This window comes from Sporosarcina sp. AD_1 (assembly GCF_057373025.1).
In genome coordinates this window covers 223,626-241,245 of the sequence record NZ_JBPVIR010000006.1, presented here as the reverse complement: position 1 = coordinate 241,245, position 17,620 = coordinate 223,626, and the positions used below count along the sequence as shown (strand labels likewise).

Below are 17,620 nucleotides of genomic sequence, written 5' to 3'. Positions count from 1 at the left end.
ACAACGACTTATTGTCCAAATCCCAGAGCATACCTCCATGATGCTAGCCGGTTCGTTTTGAACTATAACAAAAACGGCTTCCTCCGTGTAAGTGTTTTTTTACATTACACAAGAACGGCGTTCACAATTTCGACACATTCATCCTATTCAGACGCATCTTTTCGGGTGGCTAAATGAAAGGCTAATCTTCCCATTAACAAGAGAAAGAGAATACATCCCCTAAAGGGGAAAATTATAAGAGGAGGTTCTCCAGATGAAGGATGAAAGACATGAGGCGGAAGAAAAAAGAAGAGAGACTGATTCATACTAATTTGGTGTTAATGAAAAGGGTTGGAAATCGACTGATTTCCAACCCTTTTATGTGCTGTCTAATTCCACTCGCCAGCCAGTTAACTTGACGCAGCCACTTAGCCAGTCACCCCAACAAAGTGTCTCACTTTGCCGTGAGCTCTTCTTCCGTCACCCATTTATGATTTTTCACAGGTTCTCCTCCGGTCGTCGGCGTGTAATCGATCATGTAGACCGTTGTCTTTTCGGAAGCATCGACGACGCCTTCTGCTCCTTTCATGCCTTTCATATGATCCGCTTCAATTGTTATTTTGGTTCCGTCGGCCAAGGGTTCTTTCCCCGCGTCTTTGATTTCCTCTTGGATGACCCATTTATGGTGCGGGACTTCTGCGCCACCTCCGACTGGCGTGTATGTCACCTCATAGGCAGTCGTTTCATAAGCACCGGAGATTTTGGCAACGGCACCTTTCATTCCTTCCATATGGGCAGCTTGAACGATGGCTTCGCTGCCGACAGGATATGTAGGGTTTGCAGCAACTTCGAGTGTGTCCGGCACATCGCCTGAACCTGTATGCTCCATCTCGTGATGGGAAGATTCCTGGTTTGTCTCGACTTTGGTAGTGTCTTCGTTATTGGTTTTTTCTTTATTGCCACAGCCGCCCAGCACCAACACGGCAGCGGACATAGCAAAAATTAGTTTTTTCATAAACTATTTCTCCTTTCCATATGATTTTTTCCTACCCTCATCGTTTCCCGCTCCTTCCTCTTTTATAACGTAAACTTACGAATAAAAAAGCTGCCGCGAAGAGTTTCCCCTTGTTGGCAGCTTTCATTATCATTTATTATCTTGCAGCACTTCCACACTAATTTTTCTTGCCCCAAGCTTATGGCCGATGGGCACAAACAGCGCTACGCTGATGGTAAGCATGGCCGCTGCGACCGCCCATAACAGTGATGCGTTGACGTGCAGTTTGCCGGAATCGATAAGCAGGATGATCCACGATAATAAAAACCCGCAGACCGCGCCAAAGCAAAGCCCGATGATGACATATAAAGAGACCTGTGTCAAAATAACTTTTCCAATGCCTCTCGGACGCACACCTATTGTCCTTAGAACTGCAAACTCCTTCCGTTTCGCATAAACCGCATTGATCAGTGTATTGCACACGCCCGTCATGACGGATAATACAAGCGCAACGAGCACCATCAGGAAAATCGACCAGCGCTGCAGGAACATGGCATTTGCCTCATCTACGGATTTTTGATGGCCAAACAATTGAAGTTCCGGGTATCGCTGTTTCAACGGTTCTAATGCCTTCATCGTTTCCTCCTCATTGGCCGCATCCAAATAGAGGGCATGAAACGTCGTGTATTCATTCAGAAAAGGGGTCGCTTTCCAATCCATCATGGCATCTACATCAAACATGGAGGGAGAAATGGCGCCAATGACCATCTGGTCTATCCACTCTACTTGCAACGATGAGTTGGAAAAAACACCGATCTGATAGGTGTCACCTACCTGAAGCTCATGCTTCTTAGCAAATTCTTCAGAGACGACCATTTCCTTTGTCGGGTCTTTTACATGTCCCTCCAACAGACCTGGTGTGGACAAATCTGTCATGACGTAGCTGAACTCCTGCTGTTTTCCTGCCAGTTGAATTTCACCTGGAGCCGCATTACTGACTGTATATACTGTATTCCCCGGAAACTGTTCCTCCACTTCCTTCTGCAGTTCCAATGTTGGGATCTCGGAATCCCATAACCTGCTCTTCAAAACAATTGAAGTCGGAAATTGCTTGTGGATATACGTTAGTCCATTCTGTTGAATGGTGTTCAATAAAACCGACCCGAACACTGTAATCGTCATGACGAGGCTGATCGATAGGATGACAAGTGTGTTTTTTCGTATTTGCGGCAACATCATTTGAACTGCAACCGCCGCCTCTTTCCCGAACACTCTCTGTACAGCTGGCAGCATCGCTCGCAGTACATGGGCCATGAACAGCGGCATTAGCAAAAATAACGCAATGATACATGACAGCCCGCCCCCTAAGAATGCTAGCGCTTTGCCTCCTCCTCCATCGTCCGGACTGCCATAGCCGATTAGGATTGCAAGTAAGGACACCGTCGCTAACAGTAAGCCCCAATTCCGCCGGCGCGAGGAGTTGACAAAATCGATTTTTTCATTCTCCTCGAACAATTGAATCGGCAATGCTTTCGATGCCTTATAGGCTGGTATGGCTAGAAAAACTTGAATGACAATTGCACACAAGACTGCCACTATAGTCGCAACGGTCCAGCTAAATGTCGCTGCCTCCGTCTCTATGGAAAATAATCGCCCGAAGGTTGGTTGGATCAATTGATTGCCGCCAGCCGCCAACAGCAGCCCTAGTACTGTACCCGTGACATTTATTAACGTACTTTGAATGAAAACGATTTTGGCAATTTGTTTTGTCCGTGCTCCCATTGCACGCATGATGGCAAACTGATTCCGGTTTTTATATAGCAGCAAGTCGAAATTGGATATGACCATCATCGACGTCACCAGCAATATTAAAACCGCCATGACACCAATGAACACCGTCAAGGATTCCATATTCTGTTTAACGAAGTCTTCTTGCTCCATGACATCAATCCGCAGTCTGTCATCAAACTTTTGCAAATCTATTGCCATCGACACGACATCCGTCCCGGGAACAGCCTTGATCATCAGGGCAGTTGTCGTCAGCTCATAGTCGTTGCTCGGAAACGATTGGGCTGTCTCTAGTGAAAAGATAAGCATATCCGGAACAATGCCCGCCCCTTCAATATTGCCAATTATTTCGACCAGCTTGAACCGGCCGTTTTCGATTTCCACGTCATCCCCGACAGCCAGCTCCAAAGAGTGGGCCAACTGCTCCGACATGGCGACGGATGTTTCGTCCAAATCAACTGTTGTATTGTACCGGCTTCTCGCAAGATCATCGTTTCCCATTCCTACGGTATATACACTTCCACCTAAAGGCTCGACAAATGCTCTTGTCACAAACACTTTTGAAATTTCTTCCGTGCCCGGATGCGCAGCCGCAAGGTCGAATAATGCCTGTTCATCATAGTCCGGACCTTCGCTGTCATAGACGATCGCTAAATCCTGTTCCCCAAACAATGCCTTCATTTCATCCTGCACCGATTGCTTCGCATTGGACGAAAAGACGGACAAGGTGACAATTAAGGATACAGCGATGGCAATGCTGACAAGCGAGGTGAAGACAATAAACGGATTGGCACGGAAAAATCGGAAAGCGAGTTCATTTAACGACTTCATGTGTACGTCCCTCCAAAATCACCTGGAAGATGCGCATGATTTCTTCCATATCTCCATTGCCTTTGCACGTATACGTATCAACCATTTCACCATCATGGAAAAACAGTACACGATCCGCATACGTTGCAACATTCGGATCATGTGTCACGACGAGCATGCTTTGGTTCAGCTTTACCTTCAACTCTGTCAGCACCCGCAAAATATCATTCGATGTATTGGTATCCAAATTGCCCGTTAACTCATCTGCAAGTACGATCGGGGGTTCTGTAATTAAAGCCCGGCCAATTGCCACACGTTGCTGCTGGCCTCCCGAAAGCTGAACCGGACGGTGGTGCCGCCACTCCCGAAGCCCCATCAGCTCTACCATAGCGCTAGTCTTTTGCCGAATTTGCTCCTTCGTCTCATTTTTTATCAAAAGGGGCAGCCCAATATTCTCTTCCACCGTCAAATCTTTAAGCAAATGAAAGGATTGAAAGATAAAACCAATATGGTCTCGGCGGAAATCTGTCGCATTCGGCTCCCGAAACATTTGTTTCGCCGATTGGCCGTTGATGACGATATTCCCCGAGGTCGGTTCGTCCAATGCACCAAGTATATTAAGCAGCGTGCTCTTTCCTGAACCACTCGTGCCCATGACGGCTATCAGCTCGCCTTTCTTTAATGTGAATGAAATGCTTTTCAGCGCTTGTACAGAGCCTCCTGCAACTTCATAGGTTTTAGACAGCTTTTCTACTGACAAGACATCCATGTGAATCCTCCCGCTTTCTTTATCTGATACTCCAAGCATACGGTGGAAGCACAGGGCCATCCATCGAAGTAGCGAACAAAAGACCTGCGGCAACTTACATTTTTGTCATTTGTCTGATCGGATCTGCTTTTGTAGATTCTTTCAATCTCTTCATCCTCTCTCTCCTAATCTACTATGAAGCTAATCAGACGGGGTTGCGACTGATTGAAGAATGGGTAACGGCGCATGCCATAGATTGCAGCTTTGAGGAAATGGATTCTTTTGTGTTCTCTCGAAATGGAACGAATACGCAGAACTTGGAGAAGGAAGCAGCCGCATATGAAAAGATTTGGATTGCAAGCGTCATGTCAGATTATGTTGCCTTTTACTTGAAGCGGACTTGATTCAGAAGTAATATTTGGATAATTATGGTTGCTTCTTAATTAGTGATGTTTTAGAGTTTACACATAAAGGAGGAGAGTGCATGGCGTTCAAAAATTACAGCAGGAACACAAGAGGTGTTATTTCTGTACTTGCCATGGCAATCATTGCCCCACTCGTTGGCTATTTGTTTGGATTAGATCTCTATTATGCGTTAGGCATATGGACGGGTTCGCTGATTGTATTATTAATAAACGGGATTTACCTCATTGTGAAGAAGCAAATCAAAAAAAAGATTGACCAAGTGGATAACTTCGAATGACTTTGCCCTCTGCCCAGTTATGCTAACCTCTTTTCATGTACGAAAATGGTTTGTAATCTTCCTTTCACCGTGGCTGAAGCTGATTTTCTTTGCACCTGTTCAAATACTCAAGGGTAAAAGCATTTGGTCCAACAACATGGAACCCCCCGGCACTTGAGCTATCCCCATAATAAAAGCCAGTCGCACAGTTCTCCCCTCGAACCATGCGTCTGGCCAACTAGCATTCATTTCTTTTTATTTTCAATCAGACCAATTCCAAGACCAGTCGGATCCACAAGATATGCCAAGTAGAAATCGTCAAACTCCATCTTCTCCCGCAAAACGAGCGCGCCCATGTCTGTCGCCTTCCCGATTGTTTTATCAATCGAGTCCACTTCGACTTGGATGCGGACGCCATGTGGATAATCACTCGGCCCCTTGCAAATGCCCCCATCGATACCGCCTGTATTATCCGAAGCTGTCACCGGCCAATACTCCCAATTCGGCGGTGCTATGCTCCAACCAAACACTTCACCGTAAAACTCGATAGCCTTCTCCGGATGTTGGCTGTTCAACTCAAACCCTACAACTTTTCCCATAACTTTTCCCTCTTCCCCTACATTGAATACCCACCTAAGGGCTGAATATTGCAAATAAATTATACAATAAATAGCAGAAAGATGGTATTGAAAAAAGCAACACCATGTTCATCAGGTCTTCCTTGCGCTAAAATAGAAAGTAACAGGAGAGTAATTGGGGTGATCAAATAATGAATGAACCAATCAATATAAAATTCTGGACACTTTGCATGGTGCAGAAAGGTGATTACGTTCTCTTGCTGGACCGACAGCATGATCATTTCAACGGATTTATTCCGCCTGGGGGGAAGGTCGATTTCCCTGAATCCTTTACAGATGCGGCAATTCGTGAAGTGAAGGAAGAAACGGGTTTGGATGTCAGCCACTTGATTTACAAAGGTTTATATGAATACGTTAACCCAGTCAAAAAAGACAGATATATGATTTTCAATTATTGGACGGACTCCTTTACGGGAACCCTATCAGAAGAGACACGTGAAGGGAAACCGATGTGGATACACAAAGAGGAAGCCATCCACCTCCCGATGCAGCAGTCCGTCAAAAGAAGATTTCCCTTGTTTTTCGAGGAAGGAACATTTGAAATACAGGTGGAATGGGACGAAGAGAACAACAAAGAAGGAAGCGTCCGGATTAGACGAACATAATTTGGTGTAAGTAAAATAAATAATGGAGTCGATTAATATGGAAGCAGAACAATGTAAGGTCGAAGAAGCACTCGGAATCTTAGTCGGGAAATGGAAGCCGATCATCTTATTAAACCTTTTCAACGAAGGTACATTGCGGTTCAGTGAATTGAAACGTCTCATGCCAGGCATCACGCAAAAGATGCTGACAAAGCAGCTGCGGGAATTAGAAGAGGAAGACATCGTCGACCGCATCGTCTATCCTGAAGTGCCGCCCCGTGTGGAGTATTCAATCTCAGAATACGGAAAAAGCCTGCAGACCGTACTGAATACCATGCATGAATGGGGTACGGCACACGCCATTCGAAAAGGAAAATTAAAATGATAATAGGCTGTCCGGCGACTTTTGGCCGGACAGCTTTTTCATGGATTCTTTATTTGATTAATAATGTCAAATACAGCCCAACTAGCGTAATGAATAGGATAGGAAGCGTCAAAACAATCCCTGTCTTGAAATAAGTTCCCCATGATATTTTAATCCCTTTTCGGCTCAGAACATGCAGCCAGACAAGTGTAGCCAGCGAACCGATTGGCGTTATTTTCGGCCCTAGATCAGAACCAATCACATTCGCATAAATCAGAGCTTCCCTTAATATCCCAGTAGTATCCGTTTCCGCAATAGCAAGGGCATTCACCATGACCGTCGGCAAATTATTCATGACAGAAGACAAGAATGCAGCAAGGAACCCCATCGCTACAGTACCGACAAACAGTCCTTGATTCGCCGCGGCTTCTATCACAGCGGCGAGAGCGTTTGTCAGCCCTGCATTCCCCAGCCCGTACACCACAACATACATCCCGACGGAGAAGAAAACGATATTCCAAGGTGCCCCTTTTATGATTTTAGCCGTATTCACGGCGGCACTCTTGCGCGCCAGAACTAAAAACAGCAGTGCAATGCTCCCCACAATGAACGACACCGGAATCCCAGTCCATTCGCTAGAAAAATAGCCAATTACCAAGACGGCGAGCACACCCCATGAAAGACGGAATAAGCGCAAGTCTTTAATCGCCTGTTCCGGCTCTTTCAATTTGTCTAGCTGATACGTACGCGGAATGGATTTTCTAAAATAAAGAAGAAGCACGATAATCGTTGCCAGCAATGAGAATAGATTTGGAATGACCATATGTATTGCATATTCAACAAAGCCAATACCAAAAAAATCAACAGATACAATATTCACGAGATTGCTCACGATGAATGGCAGGCTTGTCGTATCGGCAATAAAACCACTCGCCATTATAAATGGGAAAATCATTTTTTCTTCGAAGTTTAAATTCCGCACCATCGCCAGAACAATCGGAGTTAAAATGAGAGCTGCTCCATCATTTGCAAATAAAGCCGAAACCACTGCTCCAAGCAGGCTCACATAGACGAACATCCGAACGCCGTGTCCTCTTGCGATTCGCGCCATATGAAGCGCCGCCCATTCAAACAGACCGATTTCATCCAAAATAAGTGAAATGATAATGATGGCAATAAAGCTGAGGGTTGCATTCCAAGTGATTCGCACCACTTCCACTACATCCCCGGCATTCACAACACCCACAAGTAACGCAAGCAAAGCTCCTATACAAGCAGACCATCCGATATTTAATCCTTTCGGCTGCCAAATGACAAAAACTAATGTTGCAATGAAAATAAGACTGGCTATTATCAGCATCGCATATCACCCCCGTCTTGGCATACGGGAATTGCATTGATCCCATCAATAACAGCCTCTACAATAGGTGATAGCCCTTCTGCCAATCGGACATACTTCCAATTACCAGATTTACGCTCGGTAATAATGCCCGCCTCTCTCAACTTGCGTAAATGCTGGCTTACAGCAGGTTGCGAAATTGGCAAAACATCAACAAACTGACATACGCATACTTCTCCGTTTTTCATACATGCCAGCAAGGTTAAACGATTGATATCCGCCAAGGCTTTTAGCTGCTTTTCAATTACATGAATATCCATAATTCCCCCTATATAAGCAATCACTTATATAGGATACAGGCAAGCTCATCTGTTGTAAATAGTCATTCGAAGGTACAACGTCAGAAGTCGCGAATCAATAGATCCGAGTTGACCGGCGCAAGTCCAATCTGACGGGCCCAAATAGACAGTTGCCCAATATGATGGACTTCATGCGTGACGATGTGTGACAACACCTTCTCAAAGGAAAACGAAACAATGTCTCCATTTCTTTTTTGAATTTCGAGTATCCTGTTATTTCCTCGAGCCCTCCTCAGTTCAAGCAAAAAGAGTTTCGTCCTTTGCCGGGTCAGCATATCGTACGATTTAACTTCATCCAATTGAGTGATAGCCTTGAGATCTGTATGCATGACTGGTTGATTCCACATTTGATTAATCCAGAGCTGCTCACAATCAATAACATGATAAAGTGTATGCAGAAAACTCCCCATCCCGCCGATTCTCTTTTGAATTAGTTCATCGTAGGGAATTTCTTCACACCACTGTATCCATTCCTCACGCACTTGCCAATTATATCGAAATAGCTTCTCAAGCATGTCCTTCCCCCATTTACTAGATAAGTTTCAATGTCTTTAGCGCGTATTCAATTCCTTCATCTGCACAATTTTTTGTAACAAAATCTGCAATTCGCTTTAGATTGTCATGTCCATTGCCCATCGCTACACCTAAACCAACCAAATGGAATAAATCAATATCATTTTCACCATCCCCAAACGCAATGGCTTCGGACGGCTGCAAATGAAAATACTCCAAAACATGCTGGGCTGCAATAGACTTCGAAACTTCGTTCTGCAACACATTTGCGATCTGGGGATGCCATTGTTGAAAACGCAAACCGGGAAATTCTTTTTCGTAAAGCTGTATCGTATCCTGGTTTCCATATAAGCACATCAAATAGATTTCTTTATGTATAGCCTGATCATCCTGCTCAGGAAATGCGTCCAATGACAATGTCTCTCGTAAAGCAGTAAGTGTATCTTCATTTCGGATGCCATTCATCGTCAATGTCTCTGTAAAATAAGTAAGCGAATGTCCGCTACGTTCCGCAAATTGGTGGATACTCGTCACGGTTTCCTGACTCAATACTGACTTGAATATCACTTCATCTTTATACTTCACATAAGCTCCGTTCGCTGTAATGAATGCATCAATCCCAAGCGACTCAAGGTCAAGACACATGGATAACGGCCGTCCAGTCGCAGCGACCACCATATAATTATTTTTCTTTAATTGGCGGATCGCCCTTTGAGTAGCTGCAGACACTTTCCCCGTTTGATAGTCGACCAATGTGCCATCCACATCAAAGAAGATGATTTTATAAGCCAATTTATATCCCCCTTTTAGTAATCAATTTTTCACCATAAATAACTTATCTCTTTTTAGAATATGAAGAATATCCTTCTCCAATGGGAGATGTAAAAGTGCTGTCCGACGACTATTTTCTTCGGACAGCATTTTAGAAAAAAATTCGTTACTAAGTATTGTTATTCTAGCTTCTCAGCTTCTTTCATTACCCCTTTTGAAATTCCCAGTTATCTTTGCCATTATTAATTGTTCTTCCGTTGTATCTTCAGCTGCATGAATTCTCTTTAGAAACTTCTCTGCTTCTTTTCCTTTTAAGATTTTCACCTGCCTGCCGTAAAAAGACCGTATTATCTTTGGACACGCGGTAATTGAAAGGTTCTTCACCTAACCGATTTCTTTTATCAATAGTATTCAAGAAGCCCACTCCTTACATTCCACACTCCTATTCTCCATTCGACTATTAATGCTTCCTACTAAATCTCCCCTGCTCTTTCCGCTTTTTGTACGGAAAGAAAAACGCTACGTGCTCCTACACTAAGCAAAATTCTACTTAGTATTCGCTAACAGACGATAATTCAAATTGCCGCCCTTTACTTTAAAAAAGTATATTCAAATTCCCACACCAATTTGATTATCCTTTCAATCCGTTTGTTCGCCACCGACCAATCAAAATCCTTTCTTTACTATTTATGCTACACTGGCTCTAAGGAAAAAGGAGTGAGAAACATGGAACAAGCTGCGATTTTCGATATGGACGGCACTCTGTTTCAAACAGATTTGATTCTAGAACTGTCGCTCGATGATACGTTCGCGCATTTGCGCTCGTTGGGTGCTTGGGAAGGCGAGACGCCAATTGATACATACCGCAATATTATGGGAGTGCCTTTGCCTGAAGTGTGGGCGACTTTGTTGCCGAATCATTCTGAGGAGATGAAGGAGTTGGCGGACTCTTATTTCCTGAAGAGATTAATTGAGAATATTGAATGTGGAAAAGGGGCTCTCTATCCTGACGTCAAGAAAGTTTTTGGCTACCTGAAAGAGAATGGGATTGTCATTTTTATTGCAAGCAACGGATTGCCGGACTATTTGGAGGCTATTATACGTTATTATGGCTTGGATGAATGGGTGACGGAAACGTGTAGCATAGAGCAAGTCGATTCCTTGAACAAGAGTGATTTAGTCAGAAGCATTCTTGAGAAATATGAAATCAAAGATGGAGCTGTGATTGGAGACCGGCTGTCTGATATCTATGCAGCAAAAGACAACGGATTACTTTCAATTGGATGCCGGTTTGATTTTGCTAAAGAGGAAGAACTGGTCCACGCGGATCGGGTCATCAATGATCTGACGGATCTTCAATCAATACTGCCATAAAAAAGGCCATCCTGTCTTTTTCAAGACGGGATGGCTCTTCCTATTTCAATCAGTTCAAAGAACTCATTTTATTGTAGAACGCAATGAAGTTCTGAACAACGCTGTCTAAGAAATCGATCGTTGCAGCATCTGTCAATTCGCCTTCTTCATTCATCTTTTGATGAACAGAACCGATGTACACTTCGTTATTCGGCAGGATAGCCGGAGAAAGCATCGGATTAGATAGGATTTCGCGCAAGTGGATTTGCGCACGCACGCTTCCTAGAACACCCATGGACGAACCGATGATAAACGCCGGCTTGTCTTTAATGGCAAAATTGCTGCGGGACAACCAGTCCACGGCATTTTTTAATGCACCTGGTATAGAGAAATTGTATTCTGGCACTGCGAACAGAACAGCATCAGAATCGCGCACATCTTCCATAAATGCTTTTACAGACTCAGATGGATTGCTTTCTTTAGCCACTGAGAACATGTCGACATCATTGATAAATACAGGTGTGATGTCCAATTGGCCCGCATATTTTGTGCGGAGGTATTCAACTAATTTCAAGTTGTATGAGGTCGGGCTTGTGCTTCCGATAATCGCTTTTACTTTGATTGTCATGCTGCTGAACTCCTTTGTTTGTAACTTAGGCTCTCGATAGCATTTCCCTGCCATCTATCGCCTATACATAGTATGCCGGAACGCAGCTTAAAAAGGAAGTACGCACTTAAAAGTGGCATAGTATACTAAAAGATACCATGAATCACATTGTGAAAATGCAAGCATTTTGAGACAATGGTTCCAGTTAGGAAATATGTGGACTGAAGGGTGACAAGCTTTGATGATGACAAGCCGGATGAAGACTCGGAATATTGTACTCACAATTAGCAGTTTTGTATTTTGTCTAATCGCTTTACGAATAGGTTGGTTTTTGTACTTCAATGCACCTGAACATCAAACGGCTGTTAAAGGGGTTGCCGATCTTCGGGAAGAGACCTTGAAAGACAATAAAACAGTCTCTTTGAATGGGGAGTGGATTTTTCACCCTTCGGAATTCATTACAAAAAGTACATTAAAAGACGAGAAACCAAAATATATCCAAGTACCGCAGAATTGGAGCACGATTTTGGATTCTTCACGGGATGCTGAAATCGAATACGGCTCCTATCAATTGACCATTCTTCTTCCGGAACAGGAGGAAACGATCTATGGCATTCAATTGCGTGGATTTGAAACGTTCGCAAGTATCTATGTCAACGGAAAGTTAATTAATAAAGAGAATATCGCAGCCTCACAGCCTGAAAAAAAAATAAAAAAACAAGGGCCCATGACGGCTATTTTTTCAACGACGGACAAAAAGATCGACCTTGTGATCCAAGTATCCAACTTTGATAATCTCGAGTCTGGCGGTTTGAATGATTCCATCCGCTTTGGTCTTCAGACAGCTATTGTCAAAGAGGCGTCCTTCTCGCAAGGGATCCAGATGCTCGTGAGTATGATATTTTTCCTGCATAGCATTTATGCATTGGCCATTTTCCTCATTGGAAAAGGATACTACGAAAAAGAACTGCTCTACTTCAGTCTCTTGTTAGCATTGAACGGCTTTATTCTTTTAATTGACGATCATGTACTGCTCCAGCTGCCCATTGTCAACGATCTGTACATAAAAGTGCTCTTTGTATTGCTCATCAGCCTATTGATAGTTACTTTGAAATTCATAAATGTTCTTTTTCACATCCAGTCGAAGGTTTCAAACATCCTGTACATATTATTCATCCCCATTGCCGTCCTATTGCTGACAACGTCACTTTTATATACAGCACCGATGCAAGGGTTTTTGATGATCTATAGTATTTCTATTGCCGTACTGCTTATTATTCCGACCATTTCATCGATCCGAAAAGGAAATGTCGATGGGATTTTCATCTTATTCTATATTCTTTGTTTCATTTCAAATGGCGCCTGGGGAACTGCCATAAAAACGGCTGTCGTCAATATTCCGTACTACCCGTTCGACTATCTCGTCTCAATCATGGTGATCGCCTTGCTTTTATTCCGAAGACATATGATGGTCATCCGCTTGAACAATGAGCAAAATAGGAAATTAGCGAAAGCGGATATCCAAAAAGATATCTTTCTTGCGAATACGTCGCATGAACTTCGCAATCCATTGCACGGAATTCTCAATATCGCGCATTCTATACTGGAAGATAATTCGTCGACCCTTTCCCAGCGCGAGAAACAAAATCTTGAACTCCTTCTGCAAATCGGGAATCGGATGTCCTATACGCTGAATGACTTGCTTGAATTGGATAAGTTGGAGGATGGTCGAATCAAATTACATCAGAAGCCACTCGATATCCAAAACCTGACGTCCGGGGTCATTGACATGGTTCATTTCATTAAAAATACGAGTAAATTGACGATCACTTCCACCATTCCGACAAACTTTCCTTCCGTTTATGCGGATGAAAGCCGGCTCGTCCAAATCTTATTTAACCTGCTCCATAATGCGGTGAAATTTACGGATGAAGGCAGGATAACCATTCGTGCCAGCCATAATCAAAAAGAAGCCGCGATTTCAATTGAAGATACAGGAATGGGCATGACGAAAGACGTGATGGACCGGATTTTCGATCGGTATGAACAAGCCACGGACACAGGTCAAGAAGGAATTGGTCTTGGCTTAACGATTTCCCGGCAATTAGTGGAATTGCATGGTGGAAGGATTACCGTTGAATCCGAGTTCGGAAAAGGAACTACATTCACGTTCACGATCCCCTTATCGGAAGGCGTACAACAGGAAACGATTTTGCCAGCAAAAGTTAATTCCTATAAGGCATCTTTCCAAGCAACCAACGAAAAGGCTGCAGAACAAGACGCTCCATCGGGAGGTTCTATCCTGATTGTCGATGACGATCCAGTCAACCTGAAAGTAATCAGCAGTATTCTCGAAGGGCAATATACTGTGGCAACAGCCGAAAGTGGCTCGGAAGCACTCGGCTTGATCAGAACCGAAATGTACGATCTAATCATTTCTGACGTCATGATGCCGGAAATGTCCGGTTATGAGTTGTGTGCGGAAATTCGAAAGAACTACACAATCGCAGAACTGCCGATCCTGTTGCTGACGGCACGCAACCAGACAATGGATATTTACGCCGGTTTTCAGGCAGGGGCAAACGATTATGTAGCGAAGCCCGCAAATGCTATTGAACTGAAAGCCCGTGTTCATGCGCTCTTAACGCAAAACAAAGCGATTCAAGAACAGCTCAGACTGGAAGCCGCCTATTTACAGGCACAGATTAAACCGCATTTCCTATATAACACATTGAACACAATTGCGTCGCTCGGTGAGCTGGATCCGTCCCGCATGGTGGAACTGTTGCATGAGTTCGGAAACTATTTGAATCGAAGTTTCCACGTGGCCAATACACAAAGCCTGATTCCGCTAAAAGATGAAATCGACTTGGTCCGTTCGTACTTGTTTATCGAAAGCGAACGGTTCGGAGACCGGCTGCAAATCATCTGGGATATGGAGGACATCCACGGAATTTACATCCCTCCCCTCTCCATCCAAACCATCGTGGAAAATGCGGTCAATCATGGAGTGCTCAAGAAGACAGAAGGGGGAACCGTCAAAATTTCGGTTACTCATGACGAGCAATTCACTACGATCACGATCCAAGACGATGGTGTCGGCATGCCTGCACACAAAGTAACGGAACTTTTAACAGAACCGAACTACCACCAGCACGGCATAGGGATTGCGAATACAAACCGACGTCTGATCCAGCTGTTCGGAAAAGGATTGGTTATAGAAAGCCATGTGAATAAAGGAACGACTATCTTCTTTCATGTGCCGAAGCAGCCGTAGAAGGTGATATGTAATGAAAAAGGAAGCCATAATACATTAATGTGGCTTCCTGTTTTCTTCATGTATTAAACACCTATATCATGCTGTTTTTTAATCAATGCTATCTGCCCCGCATGAATACCAGCATGGTACATAAGCCTGCCGATTGCCTCGAGCGGCGTAGAAGCACCCATGCGAGACTCAACTGGTATGGTCCACTTTTCCTCCGGTAAATCGCGGATCGCCTCCATCACATGCTGATCGGAAGCCTGCAGCAATGCGAGCAATTCGGCCCTTGTCCGAAAAGGCAGAAGCTTTGCCGGTTGCTTCTTTCCTAAAAACCATTCTGCGAATAAGAACTCAACTTCCGCCGTATGGTGCAGTAAAAAACGGATGGTTGTATCACCAAGTGCCAAATCCAGTTGCTCTTCTGTCAGGCCTTCCGCAGTTTTGACGAACCGTTGGCGAAGTGCATTCCACATTGCAAGTACCGGTGCCTGATTGTATGTTTGTAGTTGATCTGTCATCAGCTTATGCCCCCGGTTTATTTGATTTGTCAACAACAACATGCTTGAATTTCGTTCCATCGAGGCTGACATCGAAAGCCATACCGAAACCAACGACGTAGCGGCCTTCTGTTGGTGTCAGTTCGAATAAAGAAAAATCAAGACCTCTCAGCATATTCAACATCTTGGAATCAAACTTCTCGTTGAATACAGCGAAAATCTCCTCATGCCCTTCATTTCCGATATTACGAGGGACGCATCTCCATCTAGCACGTTCAGTCGCAAACGCATTCGCAACGGAAGACTCATCCGCCACAAGGAATACATCCACCATCTCTGCGCTTTCCATAAAACGATAATGCTCTGCCACTTGGCTTATATAGATGTAAAGCTTGCCGTCTTTTTGAATGAACGGCGCACAGCTCGTAAACGGAATTCCGTCTTCATCTAACGTAGCCAAAATGAGATTCTTCCTGTCTTCTATGAATGCCATATATTTTTCTTTGTTTTTATCCAAATCAATTGTTTTTACCATTTCCCATGTCCTCCTTATAATCGAGCCGTATGCAGCAAATGAATGCGCGGCTTTTTCTCTTTGCAATCACACTGAATTTCACAATTCATCCGATATACATCGCGAACCATGTCTGTCGTCATTACTTGGGAAGGACTGCCGCACATCTGCTTCCTCCCCTCCCTGACTACAACGATGCGATCGCTATAATGGGAAGCCTGATTCAAGTCATGAAGCACCATGATGACGGTCATCCCCATCTCTTGATTCAACTCCTGCACCAACTCCAACACCTCATGCTGATGGGATATGTCCAAATAGGTCGTTGGTTCGTCGAGCAACAGGATTTTCGGCCGCTGTGCCAGTGCCATCGCAATCCATGCACGCTGGGATTCTCCGCCTGACAAGGAGACCACTCGCCGTTCTTTGTAGTTTGATAGATGAGTCTTCTCGAGAGCCCATCCGATGATTTCTTCGTCCTCTTTCCCTAGCTTCTCAAACCATTTCTTGTGGGGATATCTTCCGTAGGCGACCAGATCAGCTACCGTCATATCGTCAGGCGCCACGTTCCTCTGGCTCAGCATGCATAATTTGCGCGCTGTCTGCTTCGGATGCATCGATTTGACATTGATACCTTCCAATTCAATTTTCCCTTCACTAACTGTTGTCTGACGGGCAATCGCTTTCAATAAGGTTGATTTTCCCGAACCGTTTGGACCGATAATGGAGACGATCTCCCCTTTGTTCACGGAGAAGGAAAAATCATGAATGACCGTCTTCCGTTCATAACGGATGGAAATGGAGTCGACTTGCAACATATTAGAAAACACTCCTTCTCATCAAATACAAAAAATACGGCCCGCCGATGACAGCCATGACAATCCCCGCGGGAATTTCAAGCGGCGCAAACAACGTACGCCCTCCTGTGTCAGCAACTAATAAGACAAGTGCCCCGAGTGCCATACTCATCGGCAATAAATACTTATAATCCGACCCGACAATAAATCGAGCCATATGCGGTACAATCAAGCCTACAAAACCGATCATTCCAATGGCGGCAACAGAGATGGCAGCCAAAAATACAGCAAGTACCGATAACCAGATGCGGATCCGGTTGACGTTCTCACCGAGATTCATGGCCACCTGATCACCGAGCCGGATGACATTGGCTTTTCGGATTGCAAATAAGGAAAGGATCCAGCCAACAATGGAATAAGGAAGCACCATCCATACGACGTTATTGCCTTTTGCAGCTAAACTTCCGTTCATCCACTGCACAGCGGATGGCAGCCGGTCGCTATACATGATGGACAGATATCCAACAACACCTCCACATAATGCATTCACGGCGACTCCTGCCAAAATAATCGTAATCGGCGAAATCCCTCGTCTACGCCATGCCAATCCATAAACAACGGTCGCAGCCAAAATCCCGCCGAGAAATGCGGCAATCGGGACGAACCCGAGATACTCCGGAAAGGCCAGCATAATGACTAGCACAGCAACCGCAGCTCCACTTGTTACTCCTGTCAATCCTGGATCGGCGAGTGGATTGCCCATCACTGCTTGCAAGATGGCACCGGAGATTGCAATGTTCGCTCCAATGATCATCGCCAATAGGACGCGCGGCAGCCGGATGTTAAAGATGATCGTGTCATTCACGGCATCTGCAGCCGTCTTGAACAGCGTTTGCAAGATGTCAGGCACAGGGACTGTCACGCTCCCGACACCGATCGCAAGGATAGCAGCCACGGCAACCAGTGCGAATGTAACGCTAACTGTCATCCCGTTTCGAGCCTTTGTCATCATTCCTTA

At 44.5% G+C, this 17,620-nt stretch carries 19 protein-coding genes and 1 pseudogene; 6 read left to right on the top strand and 14 right to left on the bottom strand.

Annotated features, from left to right (window positions below; translation table 11 throughout):
- Nucleotides 1–433: 433 nt before the first annotated feature.
- The 3 genes from ACSW3C_RS13530 to ACSW3C_RS13520 form a co-directional block, all read right to left on the bottom strand.
- Nucleotides 434–994 carry a YdhK family protein gene (locus ACSW3C_RS13530; protein ID WP_486563198.1) on the bottom strand — a complete coding sequence of 187 codons (561 nt, stop codon included), beginning with the start codon at nt 992–994 and terminating at the stop codon, nt 434–436.
- Nucleotides 995–1,123: 129 nt separating this feature from the next.
- Entirely contained in the window at nt 1,124–3,592 is a 2,469-nt protein-coding gene (locus ACSW3C_RS13525; RefSeq protein WP_486563196.1) for an FtsX-like permease family protein, read from the bottom strand.
- The gene (locus ACSW3C_RS13520; RefSeq protein ID WP_486563195.1) at nt 3,576–4,340 is read right to left on the bottom strand and encodes an ABC transporter ATP-binding protein; all 765 of its coding nucleotides are present in this window, start codon (nt 4,338–4,340) and stop codon (nt 3,576–3,578) included. Before ACSW3C_RS13520 ends, ACSW3C_RS13525 begins: the two co-directional genes overlap by 17 nt.
- Before the next feature lie 194 nt (nt 4,341–4,534).
- Between ACSW3C_RS13520 and ACSW3C_RS13515 the strand changes: the two genes are divergently transcribed.
- On the top strand, nt 4,535–4,723 hold the full coding sequence (locus ACSW3C_RS13515; RefSeq protein WP_486563193.1) for a hypothetical protein: 189 nt from the start codon (nt 4,535–4,537) through the stop codon (nt 4,721–4,723).
- An 80-nt stretch (nt 4,724–4,803) separates the two neighbouring features.
- The gene (locus tag ACSW3C_RS13510) at nt 4,804–5,022 is read left to right on the top strand and encodes a hypothetical protein (RefSeq protein WP_486563191.1); all 219 of its coding nucleotides are present in this window, start codon (nt 4,804–4,806) and stop codon (nt 5,020–5,022) included.
- 224 nt (nt 5,023–5,246) lie between these two features.
- On the opposite strand, the gene ACSW3C_RS13505 is transcribed toward ACSW3C_RS13510, so the two are convergent.
- Complete coding sequence (locus ACSW3C_RS13505) at nt 5,247–5,600, bottom strand: VOC family protein (RefSeq protein ID WP_486563189.1); 354 nt, start codon at nt 5,598–5,600, stop codon at nt 5,247–5,249.
- A 170-nt stretch (nt 5,601–5,770) separates the two neighbouring features.
- Here ACSW3C_RS13505 and ACSW3C_RS13500 point away from each other — a divergent pair, with 170 nt between their 5' ends.
- Both ACSW3C_RS13500 and ACSW3C_RS13495 read left to right on the top strand, forming a co-directional pair.
- Nucleotides 5,771–6,244: an NUDIX domain-containing protein gene (locus tag ACSW3C_RS13500; protein WP_486563187.1), complete on the top strand. Its 474-nt coding sequence runs from the start codon at nt 5,771–5,773 to the stop codon at nt 6,242–6,244.
- A gap of 37 nt (nt 6,245–6,281) precedes the next feature.
- Nucleotides 6,282–6,608: a winged helix-turn-helix transcriptional regulator gene (locus ACSW3C_RS13495; RefSeq protein ID WP_486563185.1), complete on the top strand. Its 327-nt coding sequence runs from the start codon at nt 6,282–6,284 to the stop codon at nt 6,606–6,608.
- A 49-nt stretch (nt 6,609–6,657) separates the two neighbouring features.
- Here ACSW3C_RS13495 and ACSW3C_RS13490 read toward each other — a convergent pair whose 3' ends face one another.
- From ACSW3C_RS13490 to ACSW3C_RS13470, 5 genes and pseudogenes are all read right to left on the bottom strand, one after another.
- Nucleotides 6,658–7,947 (bottom strand): arsenic transporter, encoded by a 1,290-nt coding sequence (locus ACSW3C_RS13490; RefSeq protein ID WP_486563184.1) that lies wholly within the window; start codon nt 7,945–7,947, stop codon nt 6,658–6,660.
- Entirely contained in the window at nt 7,941–8,246 is a 306-nt protein-coding gene (locus tag ACSW3C_RS13485) for an ArsR/SmtB family transcription factor (RefSeq protein ID WP_486563182.1), read from the bottom strand. Before ACSW3C_RS13485 ends, ACSW3C_RS13490 begins: the two co-directional genes overlap by 7 nt.
- An 80-nt stretch (nt 8,247–8,326) precedes the next feature.
- Nucleotides 8,327–8,800: a DinB family protein gene (locus ACSW3C_RS13480; protein ID WP_486563180.1), complete on the bottom strand. Its 474-nt coding sequence runs from the start codon at nt 8,798–8,800 to the stop codon at nt 8,327–8,329.
- Between the two features lie 16 nt (nt 8,801–8,816).
- Complete coding sequence (locus ACSW3C_RS13475; RefSeq protein ID WP_486563178.1) at nt 8,817–9,590, bottom strand: Cof-type HAD-IIB family hydrolase; 774 nt, start codon at nt 9,588–9,590, stop codon at nt 8,817–8,819.
- 171 nt (nt 9,591–9,761) lie between these two features.
- Nucleotides 9,762–9,984, bottom strand: a pseudogene (locus tag ACSW3C_RS13470) (hypothetical protein).
- A 311-nt stretch (nt 9,985–10,295) separates the two neighbouring features.
- On the opposite strand from ACSW3C_RS13470, the gene ACSW3C_RS13465 reads away from it, so the two are divergent.
- A complete protein-coding gene (locus tag ACSW3C_RS13465) occupies nt 10,296–10,943 on the top strand; it encodes an HAD family hydrolase (RefSeq protein WP_486563176.1) in 648 nt (215 codons plus the stop codon).
- Nucleotides 10,944–10,992: 49 nt separating this feature from the next.
- Here ACSW3C_RS13465 and ACSW3C_RS13460 read toward each other — a convergent pair whose 3' ends face one another.
- A complete protein-coding gene (locus ACSW3C_RS13460) occupies nt 10,993–11,550 on the bottom strand; it encodes an NADPH-dependent FMN reductase (RefSeq protein ID WP_486563174.1) in 558 nt (185 codons plus the stop codon).
- Nucleotides 11,551–11,770: 220 nt separating this feature from the next.
- Here ACSW3C_RS13460 and ACSW3C_RS13455 point away from each other — a divergent pair, with 220 nt between their 5' ends.
- The gene (locus ACSW3C_RS13455; protein ID WP_486563382.1) at nt 11,771–14,806 is read left to right on the top strand and encodes an ATP-binding protein; all 3,036 of its coding nucleotides are present in this window, start codon (nt 11,771–11,773) and stop codon (nt 14,804–14,806) included.
- Between the two features lie 65 nt (nt 14,807–14,871).
- Here ACSW3C_RS13455 and ACSW3C_RS13450 read toward each other — a convergent pair whose 3' ends face one another.
- Genes ACSW3C_RS13450 through ACSW3C_RS13435 form a run of 4 tightly spaced genes read right to left on the bottom strand, consistent with a single transcriptional unit; the run spans nt 14,872 to nt 17,614 of the window.
- Complete coding sequence (locus ACSW3C_RS13450; protein ID WP_486563173.1) at nt 14,872–15,312, bottom strand: DinB family protein; 441 nt, start codon at nt 15,310–15,312, stop codon at nt 14,872–14,874.
- Between the two features lie 4 nt (nt 15,313–15,316).
- Entirely contained in the window at nt 15,317–15,826 is a 510-nt protein-coding gene (locus tag ACSW3C_RS13445; protein WP_486563171.1) for a heme iron utilization protein, read from the bottom strand.
- A gap of 14 nt (nt 15,827–15,840) precedes the next feature.
- Nucleotides 15,841–16,623 (bottom strand): ABC transporter ATP-binding protein, encoded by a 783-nt coding sequence (locus ACSW3C_RS13440; protein ID WP_486563169.1) that lies wholly within the window; start codon nt 16,621–16,623, stop codon nt 15,841–15,843.
- Between the two features lies 1 nt (nt 16,624).
- The gene (locus ACSW3C_RS13435) at nt 16,625–17,614 is read right to left on the bottom strand and encodes a FecCD family ABC transporter permease (RefSeq protein WP_486563168.1); all 990 of its coding nucleotides are present in this window, start codon (nt 17,612–17,614) and stop codon (nt 16,625–16,627) included.
- Between the last annotated feature and the right edge of the window lie 6 nt (nt 17,615–17,620).